This is a genomic window from Pantoea sp. X-Soil-ISGK-421 (genome assembly GCF_059730785.1).
The window spans coordinates 1,997,564-2,007,992 of record NZ_AP035979.1 but is presented as its reverse complement, the minus strand read 5'-3'; the positions used below and the strand labels follow the sequence as shown (position 1 = coordinate 2,007,992).

At 52.3% G+C, this 10,429-nt stretch carries 10 protein-coding genes and 1 pseudogene; 6 read left to right on the top strand and 5 right to left on the bottom strand.

Going from position 1 to position 10,429, the window contains the following annotated elements; all coding sequences use genetic code 11:
• Position 1 precedes the first annotated feature (1 nt).
• The 3 genes from AC6I8K_RS09360 to AC6I8K_RS09350 all read left to right on the top strand — a co-directional run bounded on the left by AC6I8K_RS09360 (position 2) and on the right by AC6I8K_RS09350 (position 2,268).
• Positions 2-1,045 (top strand): 2,5-dihydroxypyridine 5,6-dioxygenase NicX family protein, encoded by a 1,044-nt coding sequence (locus AC6I8K_RS09360; RefSeq protein WP_483817385.1) that lies wholly within the window; start codon positions 2-4, stop codon positions 1,043-1,045.
• A 216-nt stretch (positions 1,046-1,261) separates the two neighbouring features.
• Entirely contained in the window at positions 1,262-1,471 is a 210-nt protein-coding gene (locus AC6I8K_RS09355; RefSeq protein ID WP_007888377.1) for a YMGG-like glycine zipper-containing protein, read from the top strand.
• A 245-nt stretch (positions 1,472-1,716) separates the two neighbouring features.
• Complete coding sequence (locus tag AC6I8K_RS09350; RefSeq protein ID WP_497826591.1) at positions 1,717-2,268, top strand: DMT family transporter; 552 nt, start codon at positions 1,717-1,719, stop codon at positions 2,266-2,268.
• On the opposite strand, the pseudogene AC6I8K_RS09345 reads toward AC6I8K_RS09350, so the two are convergent.
• Positions 2,198-3,277: pseudogene (locus AC6I8K_RS09345) on the bottom strand (ISNCY family transposase); the annotation flags it as partial. The gene AC6I8K_RS09350 and the pseudogene AC6I8K_RS09345 sit on opposite strands and share 71 nt — an antisense overlap.
• A gap of 268 nt (positions 3,278-3,545) precedes the next feature.
• Positions 3,546-3,854, bottom strand: coding sequence for a hypothetical protein (locus tag AC6I8K_RS09340; RefSeq protein ID WP_064738682.1), 309 nt, complete (start codon positions 3,852-3,854; stop codon positions 3,546-3,548).
• Between the two features lie 125 nt (positions 3,855-3,979).
• Here AC6I8K_RS09340 and AC6I8K_RS09335 point away from each other — a divergent pair, with 125 nt between their 5' ends.
• The 3 genes from AC6I8K_RS09335 to AC6I8K_RS09325 all read left to right on the top strand — a co-directional run bounded on the left by AC6I8K_RS09335 (position 3,980) and on the right by AC6I8K_RS09325 (position 6,506).
• Positions 3,980-4,261, top strand: a complete 282-nt coding sequence (locus AC6I8K_RS09335) for a VF530 family protein (RefSeq protein ID WP_064738681.1) — start codon at positions 3,980-3,982, stop codon at positions 4,259-4,261.
• Positions 4,262-4,550: 289 nt separating this feature from the next.
• Positions 4,551-5,954: a purine-cytosine permease family protein gene (locus tag AC6I8K_RS09330; RefSeq protein WP_483817381.1), complete on the top strand. Its 1,404-nt coding sequence runs from the start codon at positions 4,551-4,553 to the stop codon at positions 5,952-5,954.
• A 147-nt stretch (positions 5,955-6,101) separates the two neighbouring features.
• Positions 6,102-6,506 carry a cupin domain-containing protein gene (locus AC6I8K_RS09325; RefSeq protein WP_483817380.1) on the top strand — a complete coding sequence of 135 codons (405 nt, stop codon included), beginning with the start codon at positions 6,102-6,104 and terminating at the stop codon, positions 6,504-6,506.
• 69 nt (positions 6,507-6,575) lie between these two features.
• On the opposite strand, the gene AC6I8K_RS09320 is transcribed toward AC6I8K_RS09325, so the two are convergent.
• The 3 genes from AC6I8K_RS09320 to AC6I8K_RS09310 are packed head-to-tail and all read right to left on the bottom strand — an operon-like array spanning position 6,576 to position 10,374.
• Positions 6,576-7,691 carry a lactonase family protein gene (locus AC6I8K_RS09320; RefSeq protein ID WP_497826590.1) on the bottom strand — a complete coding sequence of 372 codons (1,116 nt, stop codon included), beginning with the start codon at positions 7,689-7,691 and terminating at the stop codon, positions 6,576-6,578.
• A gap of 9 nt (positions 7,692-7,700) precedes the next feature.
• The gene (locus tag AC6I8K_RS09315; protein WP_497826589.1) at positions 7,701-9,044 is read right to left on the bottom strand and encodes an enolase C-terminal domain-like protein; all 1,344 of its coding nucleotides are present in this window, start codon (positions 9,042-9,044) and stop codon (positions 7,701-7,703) included.
• Entirely contained in the window at positions 9,022-10,374 is a 1,353-nt protein-coding gene (locus tag AC6I8K_RS09310) for an MFS transporter (RefSeq protein ID WP_497826588.1), read from the bottom strand. The genes AC6I8K_RS09315 and AC6I8K_RS09310 overlap by 23 nt, the downstream gene beginning before the upstream one ends.
• Between the last annotated feature and the right edge of the window lie 55 nt (positions 10,375-10,429).

Genomic DNA, 10,429 nt, shown 5'->3' with positions numbered 1-10,429 from the left:
GATGGCTGTAAGTGATAGCGACTTAGTAAAAGGTTGGCAGCATGTTTTGAACTTGTGTCAATTAAAGGCGGGCGAGCAAGTCACCATTCTCACCAGCACCGATTCGCATCCTCAGGTAGTGAATACCTGCGAAATTGCCTGTGGGTTATTGGGGGGTGTCGTCACGCGTTTGATGCTGCCACCGATGAACGGCGAAAAGGCGCTGAGCCCGGATAAATCGGGTTATGTAGGTAAAACGGCACTGGAAACCAACACCGTGGCGCTGAATGCGCTAAAAAGCAGCGATCTGATTATCGATACAATGCTGCTGCTGTTTTCGCCAGAGCAGGAAGAAATTCTCAAAGCCAATACGCGCATGCTGCTGGCGGTTGAACCGCCGGAAATTCTGTTGCGTTTGCTGCCCACTCTGGCCGATAAACAGCGTGCATTGGCTGCAACCCAACAGCTGCAGCAGGCGAAGACCATGACGGTTACCTCAACGGCGGGTACCCACTTTAGCTGCGCTTTGGGCGATTATCCGGTGTTAACCCAGTATGGCTTCTCCGATGCGCCGGGTAAGTGGGATCACTGGCCAAGTTGCTTCATCGCCCGCTGGCCAAATGAGGGCAGCTCAAATGGTAAAATTGTTATTGATAGCGGCGATATCCTGTTGCCGTTCAAACGTTACGCGCGTGAGCCGGTCACGTTGATTATCGAGGAAGGTTACATCCGCAGTATTGAGGGCGGCTTTGACGCGGAGTTTATGCGTAATTTTATGGATTCATTCAACGATCCAGAAGCCTACGCCATGGCACATGTAGGCTGGGGATTAATGACGCGCGCCCACTGGAGCACACTAGGCTTGTACGATCGTCAAGCCACCATCGGCATGGATGCACGTGCCTTCGCCGGAAACTTCCTGTTCTCCAGCGGCCCGAATACCGAAGCGGGCGGAACGCGCGATACCCCGTGCCATCTTGATATCCCTCTAAGAAACTGTTCGCTGTCGCTGGATGGCGTGCCGATGACCATCAACGGCAACGTCATGGCCGAAGATCAGCGTTAAACAAGTCACCAGGTGCGCATCCGTGCGCACCTGACATTAAGCACGATTCTCTGCGCGCCAGTACCACCATTAAATAAGAATTTTTACCTTCCGCCTGATACCAAAACACCTTAAATTCACGCCGACGAGCAGTGCCAGTCATTACAGATTGGGTATTTTAACAACAATCAAATAAACACTTTTGCATGCCATAAAATAATGGCAGTGAGGCTTTGTATGCTTTTAAAACGCAGCTGTAAAATTGCTATGGTTATGTTGGTGATGTTTTCTGTGACCGCCTGCGGTATGTCGCATCGTGGCCGAAACACCGCGATTGGCGCTGGCGTCGGTGCGGTAGGCGGGGCGGTTTTAACCGGCGGCAGCACCTTCGGCACGCTCGGCGGCGCAGCCATCGGTGGTTTAATTGGTCATGAAGTGAGCCGTTAATTTAATGACGGCCACATGATAAGTGTTGGCAAAAATAAAGTAATGGACGTATTTAATTACCGCGTTAAATGATTCACTTGTAAAAAAGTCGCTCAAGGGCGGCTTTTTTTCCCCTGTTAGCCGTCTGTTCCCACCGCTTAAGAAATATAATGCCGTGCAAGGTCGATGATTAAGTGACGAATTTCGCGGTTGTTGACGTATCTTAATTCAACCCTTCTCGACACATTTCCAGGCCACTTTAAGTAATGAGTGTTTCAACCGGCATCTCAATGAAAATTCTGGCTGCACTCAGTTCAACGCTGATGCTTGCCTGTGTTAAAGGCCTCGGCGGAAACGTGCCCGTCGGCGAAGTCATCTTTTTCCGTTCGTTTCTCGCCATGCTTCCTTTACTGCTTTGGCTGCGACTGCAAGGAGGGGTGAAAGAGGGGATAAAGACCTCAGACGTCAAAGGACATTTTTTGCGTGGGCTAGCAGGAACTGGCGGCATGTACCTGAGTTATCTCTCTCTACTCTATATTTCCCTGGCCGATGCCACGGTGCTTAACTACGCAGCACCGCTTTTTACCGTTATTCTTGCAGCTATTATTCTGCGCGAAAGGGTGAAATTTTATCGTTGGATAGCGGTGCTAACAGGGTTCGCGGGCATTGTGGTGATGCTTTCTGGCCTGATCGCTTTTTCCGGTTCCTCAATCAGTTTTGCTTCTTCTGCAGGCGTGATGCTGGCAATGCGAGCGTGCCGTCCGGATAATCAAAAGCAAGGATTTTCTCTCCGGCAATGCGTGAGTTTTCCTCCGTAGGTTCTACAAGATATATGATTTTATCGTACTGAAAAGTCAGTGATTTTGAGAGCGTGCGCAGTGTCTGCCAGGCGAAGACATCGTCCAGCTCCGGACCACTCTCTGTAACAGTTCGATGCAGGTTTTTGGGGTATTTTGCCGGTCTGGCAAAGCGGCGGTTGAAGTCGCTGATGAACGTTTCAATCCAGGCGTTGGCGTTATCAATGCCGATGATGTTCTCCAGCCGCATCTCCTTAACCAGCCGATCCTGCAGCGTCAGGTTAGCGCGTTCGACCCGGCCTTTGGCCTGTGAGCTGTTGGCACAGATAAGATCAATGTTCAGCTCGTGCAGCGCGCGTCCGAACTGCGTCATGCCAGTACGTCGTGTTTCGGCCTGGCTGACGCGAAATACTGCGTGCTTATCGCTGTAAAACGCCACCGGCTTGCCGTGTTTATCGATGTAATCGCGCGTGGCCATCATGTAATCAAAGGCTGATTCACTCTGGCAGAAGCGCAGGTGCATCAGACGACCGGTTGCGTCATCAATGTAAACCAGCAGACAGCATTTTGGTGCGCGGCCTTCGAACCAGTCATGGTGAGAGCCGTCGATCTGGATAAGTTCGCCGAGACAGTCACGCCGGTGACGAGGCTGATAAACTCGAGGCTGACGGCGAGCGTGCGGGATCCAGAGTCCGTCAGCAGTCATCCAGCATCGTAGTGTTTCAACTGAGATCGCAATCCCGTGACGCTGCTGGAGCTTTTCTGCGGCAAGTGTGGGGCCGAAACCGACGTAATTTTCGCGTAGCAGCGTCAGTATCTGGCAGCGCAGCGCATCATTAATCCGGTGGGTGCCAGGTTTACCGCGACGCGCGTTCGTCAGCCCGGCAGCGCCGAACTCGCGATAGCGTTTCATCAACCGCTGAACCTGACGTTCAGTGAGCTGCAACTGTGAAGCAGCATCACAACGACGCAGGCGTTTTTCGATAACAGCCTGAATCACGGGAAGACGGTGAAGTTCTTTGTTCGACATGGTCACCAGCATCAGCAGAGATCTCCCAGAAAAGATGGCAAAAGCGCCGTATCTGGGTGACATTATGAACTAGCTAAAAAGTGACATTATCAAATAGCACCTACACCAAAGGGCGCATAATGTATATTATGTTAAATGAAGTGTCTAAACGCGTACTCAAATCACCATCAGCTCATCACCTGCTTTCTGACAACTATCCAACAACAATCCGTAAACCGCTATAACCCGGTTACCGGACTGTTGAACGAAATTTGTGGCAACAACGTCGTTATCTGCGCCCTTTAATCACTGATGCCTTCCAGTTGAAATCGCTCACTTCACTTTCTTTCAACGATTCAGGTTTCTTCCGGCGCGTCGGTGTTTTCCTGGCCTTTTCAGCCAGCGCTTTCTCTTTGGCCAGTTTCGTCGTCATAATTTGCTGCCGGGCTTCCGCCGTGAACTCTTTCTCTTTCTTTGCATCCGGCTCTTTGCCGGTGCGCTGGCGATACTTCTCCATCAACCCTTTAAACGCTTCCTCTACTGCAACGCGTTCACTCAGATTGAATTGATCGATGGAAATCATTTTCTTGTCGTTCATAGCGTACCGTCCAATAGTGATTTTCTGGCAACAAGTGTACAGCATTTAACGGCAATGAAGATCGCACCATTGCCGCCTGCGTGGCTTTCTTGTAACCTTTGCCGTCAACATTTTAAGGATTTCCTATGAACGATCATCGCTCCAACGATCCCTTGCACGGCATTACGCTTGAGATGCAAATTAATGCGCTGGTCGCCCATTACGGTTGGGCCGAACTGGGTAAGCTTATTAATATCAACTGCTTTAAAAGCGATCCTAGCGTTAAATCGAGCCTGAAATTTTTGCGCCGTACGCCTTGGGCGCGTGCCGAAGTTGAGGCACTGTATCTGGATTCGCTGGATGATTTTGCTGGCGATAAGCCAGATGATTCAGCGCCAAACCCCTGGACAATCGGCCGGGATAAGTAATTTTTGCCGATAAACCAGGCAGCGCTACGTGAATTCTCAGCTGTTATTCCCCTGCTCTTTTTACAGAATTCACGTAGCGACGTCATCTTAACGTCCCATATTTCCGCTGTGCTGTACTTCTCATCACTTCCTAACCTTGCCAACGTCATCACATTTTCCAATGGCTGATCGTATTGTAACTTTCTATTCTGCATGACAATATCGCTACATGTATATACATGTACCACCAAGAGAGTTCACCTCACACTAACAATAATTCCCCACTTTTAGACGCTTCAGCGAGGAAACTATGTCAGCCGAATCACCTGCAGCAGATTACGCCGGCGCAGAGAAACAGCGCCTGTCAGAAACGCGATCCATTGATTTCATTCCTCCGAGCGAACGCCACGGACATCCTTTTAGCCAGTTCACCCTGTGGTTTGGTGGCAACCTGCAGATTACCGCCATTGTGACCGGCGCGCTGGCCGTGGTATTGGGCGGTGACGTAGTGTGGTCGATAATCGGCTTGCTGGTTGGGCAAGTGATTGGCGCGGTGATTATGTCACTGCATGCGATTCAGGGCCCCCGCCTCGGACTGCCGCAAATGATCACCAGCCGCATGCAGTTTGGCGTTTATGGTGCGGTGATTCCGTTAGTGTTGGTTTGCATCATGTATGTCGGATTCTCTGCCAGCGGCACAGTATTGGCCGGACAGGCGCTCGCCAGGCTGATCAATACCAGCAATGCTTTAGGCATGATCCTTTTCAGTGCGATTATCGTCGTCATCGCGGTGCTGGGATATCGCGTGATTCACAAGCTCGGTAAAGTGGCCAGCGTAATTGGCGTCCTCGCCTTCGTTTACCTGTTTGTCACGTTGCTCTCAACCCATGATCTTTCCGCGTTGTGGCAAAACCAGCATTTCACGGTCGCTAACTTCTTGCTTGCCGTTTCGCTGTCGTCGTCATGGCAGATTGCTTTTTGTCCGTATGTCTCTGACTATTCGCGCTATTTACCGGCGAATGTCTCGGCAAAGAAACTGTTTAGCTGCGTGTTTTTTGGCACCGTTTTAGGTACACAGGCATCAATGACGTTAGGTGTCATCGTTGCAGCCATTGCCGGCAAGGCTTTTTCTGGCAACGAGGTTGGCTATATTGTCAGTTTAGGCAGCAGCGCAACTATGGCGATGGTGATCTATTTCGCCATTTGCTTCGGCAAAATCACCTTTACCACGTTAAACGCCTACGGCAGTTTTATGTCGCTCACCACCATCGTTTCTGGTTTCCGTCAGAAAACGGCGTTGAGCCGTGGTGGTCGCATTGTTTTTGTCGTCTTGATGGTGACGATTTCTTGCGTCATTGCGCTGATTAGCGAACCGGCTTTCCTGAAATCCTTCACCCATTTCCTGCTGTTCTTACTGGCCTTTTTTGTGCCGTGGAGTGCCATTAGTCTGACGGATTTCTATTTGATTACCAAAGGAAAAGTTGATGTGCCGGCGCTTTCACAACCCAATGGACGTTATGGCCGCTGGAACTGGGCAGGCATTATTGTTTACTTCTGTGGCGTGCTGGTACAGTTGCCATTTATTGATAACCCGCTGCATCACGGTTCGTTAACCTGGATTTTTGCCGGTAATGATGTGTCGTGGGTGATTGGCTGGTTTGTCACCGCGCTTCTGTGGTTAGTCGCTAGCAACGTCGATCGTCGTGGGATGTGAACGCAATCTTTACGCTCAAATATGTGACACCGTCACGCAAGCTGCATTAATGAATAGCGCTCACAAGTGCTTGCAACTTTGAGCGCATTATCATTTAGCTAACCCGCCGCTACACTTTAACCATGCTGCACTTACATGGAGATAAAGATGAACGATCAATTTGACGGCAATGGCATTTTCCCCAAAGGGCCTAAAAACGATGCATTTGCGCAATATTTTACCGGGACCAGCTATCTGAGCATGTTGACGACAGAAGGCGTCAATATCGGCAATGTGGTGTTTGAACCGGGCTGCCGCAATAACTGGCATATCCATCATGGTGGCGGGCAGATTTTGCTGGTTACTGGCGGAACGGGTTGGTATCAAGCGTGGAATCAGCCAGCGCGTCAGTTAGTGGCTGGCGATGTGGTCAACATTCCGGCGGGATTGAAGCATTGGCATGGCGCATCGGCGGATAGTTGGTTCGCACACATCGCTATCGCAGTACCAGCTGAGGGCGCTTCCAACGAGTGGCTTGAACCGGTTTCTGATGAAGAATATAAGCAACTATAGGTTCTGCTGCGGATCACTTGCTTCGTAGGGGCGCAATGAATTGCTCGAAATCGCCCCCCTACGAATAAATCAATAACTCACCACGGTCACCCAATTGGCATCACCGCCAGCTGGAGCTTCGCCAACTCGCTTCAGCGCCCCGCTTTCGGCATTAATTTCATAGCTGCCGGTAACCGCACTTTTCTCGCCGCTGGCAATCAGCCAACGTCCATCATCGGTAATCGCCATACCACGCGGCTGTTTCTCGACTTGCCAGCTATCAATCAACGTCAGTTTACCGTCAGCCTTATTCACACGATATCCGCTAATCGTGCTGCTGGTGCGCTCGCTGACATACAGGAAACGTCCATCCGGCGTCAGGCGAATGTCGGCTGCCCAGATACGTGGCGTGGTGTCGCTGTAGCCCGGCGGACGCTCTTTGCCATGTTCAAGTTGGTATTTTTCAGCCACGGCATTCGGTGTCTCCGCCACTTTCACCAGTTCTCCACTGGCTTCTCGACGGAACTGGGTAATGATGCCGCCCATTTCGCCGATGTTGTAGAGGAAGTGATTATCCGGCGATAACACGGAATGGCGCGGCCCATTCTCAGCAGCCGTTTTGACGTAACCGTTCCCCAGCGACGTCAGTTCACCCTCAGCACTAAGTTTCAATTGCAGCACGCGATCGGTGCCGAGATTACCGACATAAGCGTTGTTACCGCTCGCATCAACAATGACTGAGTGCGCCGCATGCCCGGTTTTATAACTGCCGATCGGCGGCGCATTCACCTTGCCGTCGTTATTGAGTCTGTAAACCTGTACTACATCGCCATCATAGGACGCACCAAGCAGAAATCGTCCCTGCGGATCCGTACTGATGTAGGGATAACTGGCCGCGGCAGCCACACGGTTCAATTGGCTCAGGTCGCCGGTTTTGCTGTCGATATTCCAGCTCACCAGTTGCAGCGGTGTACTGCGAATCGCGGCGTACAGATGCTTATGATCGGCGCTCAATGCCATCGGCATCACTTTACCAGCGGCTTGAGTGTGTCCCAGCAACTGTAACGCACCGGTTTGCTCGTTCAGCGCGTAGCGCGCAATGGTGCCATCATTAGCTTCTGACACGTAAACAAAGGTTTGCGCCATCAACGGTGCGCTGGCGGCCATCGACGCCAATAGCGTCACCGCGCGTAGTCGTTTCTTCATCCTGCTTCCTTAGCGCACTAATGACGGACGTTTGGCATCATAGCGCCAGTTATCAATCAAAAATTGCATTCCCAACGCGTCGTTACGATTTTTATCCGGCAGCGCGTTATAGAGCGCATGCGCTTGTTCGATGCGATCCATATCCAGCTCAATGCCTAATCCCGGCCCCGGCGGCAACTCCAGATAGCCATCGCGGATCTGCGGAGGTTGACGCGTAAGCTGCTGACCGTCCTGCCAAATCCAGTGAGTATCAAACGCGGTTTGACGGTCGCCCGGTGCAGCTGCACCAAGGTGCGCGACCATTGCCAGCGAAATATCAAAATGATTATTGGAGTGGCAACCGGTGGTCAGCCCCCATTCATTGCATAACTGCGCCACCACGTTGGCGTTACGCATCGTCCAGAAGTGCGGATCGGCGAGAGGAATATCAATGGCATTCAGTTGCAGCGCATGATGCAGTTGACGCCAGTCGTTGGCGATCATGTTGGTGGCGACCGGCACGCCGGTGGCGCGGCGGAACTCCGCTAAGGTTTCCCGCCCGGAATAGCCCTGTTCTGCGCCGCAAGGATCTTCAAGATACGGCACCTTTCCAGCCAGCTGCTTGCCAAAGCGAATCGCCTCATCCAGCGACCAGCTGGCATTAGGATCCACGGTTACGCGCGCTTCAGGGAACCGTGCGAGCAGCGCTTCCACCGTTGCCACTTCCTCTTCACCTGTTTGCACGCCGCCTTTGAGCTTGAAGTCGCGGAAGCCGTATTGCTCAACCGCCGCTTCGGCCAGTCGCACCACGGCATCGCTGTCCATCGCCGCCTCATGACGCAGACGGAACCAGCCATCTTGCTCCTGCTCTCCCGAGCGATAGTTCATATTGGTGCGCTTGCGATCGGCGATGTAAAACAAATAGCCCAGCACCGGAATGCGATCGCGCTGTTTACCGCTGGCCAGCAGATCCGCCACCGGCAGGTTAAACAGCTTTCCTTGCAGATCCAGCAGCGCCGCTTCTATGCCCGCTGCGGCGTTGTAAAATTTCTCCGGATTCATCTGCGGAATATGAATATCGTTGGTATGCGAGGTTTGCAGCTGGCGCGCGTCGCTGCTGAACAATTGGCTTAGCGTGGCGTTAAGGCGCAGCAACGAGCTGCCTTCAATCATCGGTCGAAATTGCTCCAACAGCTGCAACGTCGATGCATGACACGGCGTTTCGCCGACACCGGTATGTCCGGCGGAATCGGTTAAAATCACGATGATGCGCGTGAAATAGCAGTTATGGGCGCCACCAATGTTCAATAGCATGCTGTCGTAGCCGGCAACCGGCACGATGCGCATCGATTTAATGACTGGACTGTCTGACATGGTTTCTCTCCGTGTGACCGAATGCGGGTGGAACAGGTTTGCGACGCAACAGCAAATAAAGTCCGGTAACTGCTGACACGCTGGTCAGGGCATAAAGTCCGCCGGTGGTGCTGCCGGTGTGCATTTCAAGATAGCCGAATACGGTTGGCGCAAAGAAGCCACCGAGGTTGCCAATCGAGTTGATTAGCGCAATGCCGGGAGCGGCAATGGATGCCGGTAATTCGCTTTGCGGTTGCGGCCAGAAGAATGCCGCGCTCACTTTGGACCCAATGCAGGCCACAATCATCGCCACAAAGCCAAACCATGGCGTGCCAAGCGTGGCCATAAAGGTACCGCACGCGGCGATCAGCATAGCGATGCCGAGCCCTTTATCCAGCTTATTGCGATAGCGATCGGTGGCTTTACCCAATAGAAACAGCGCGACGATAGCGAACAGCCACGGAACGGCGGTCAACAGTCCGGTTTCAAAACTGTTGAAGCCCTGAATGCGCTGAATGATTTGCGGTAGCCAGAACACTAACGTGTAGCCGGTCATGGTCATGGTGAAGAAGATCAGGCAGTAAGACAAAAGATTGCGATCGGTGATCAAGCCCCAACGGCCATGGCTAACCGCATGCTCCTCGCGAACCTCATCTTCCAATGCCAACTGTTGCGCCAGCGCCTGTTTCTCCGCATCGCTCAGCCACTTCGCGCTGTCCGGTTTAGAGACCAGCACAAAGGCGGCCAGTAAGCCGATCACGATCGATCCACCGCCTTCCATAAACATCACCCATTTCCAACCCGCGATGCCGCCAACATCATGCATCATCAAAATGGCGCCGGTGAGCGGACCAGAGAACAGAAAGGCGCTGGCTGTGGCACTCAGCACCATCGCGGTGGCGCGTCCTCGCCAGGCGTTCGGCACCCATTGACGGAAGTAAAACAGCACGCCGGGGAAGAAGCCCGCTTCCGCTACACCGAGCAGGAAGCGCAGCAGATAGAAATGCAGCGGCGTACTCACGAAACCGGTCAGCACGACCACCATGCCCCACGTAATCATAATGCGCGTGAGCCACACACGTGCGCCGAGTTTCTTCAGCATCATGTTGCTCGGCACTTCAAACAGCGCATAGCCGATAAAGAACAGTCCTGCGCCTAAGCCGAAAGCAGCAGCGCTGATACCCGCATCAGTTTGCAGTTCGGCTTTAACGAAGCCAATGTTTGCCCGGTCAATTTGATTAACGATTAACATCAACGCCAGCATTGGAATGATGCGGCGGAAAAACTTACCGATGGCTGAGGCAATATGCGCGTCATGATCGGGTGATAATTCATATTGTTGTTGTGTCATGCGTCACCTGTAGGGATAAAAGCATCCCTATAGATATACGCAGCAGACGGAGCCT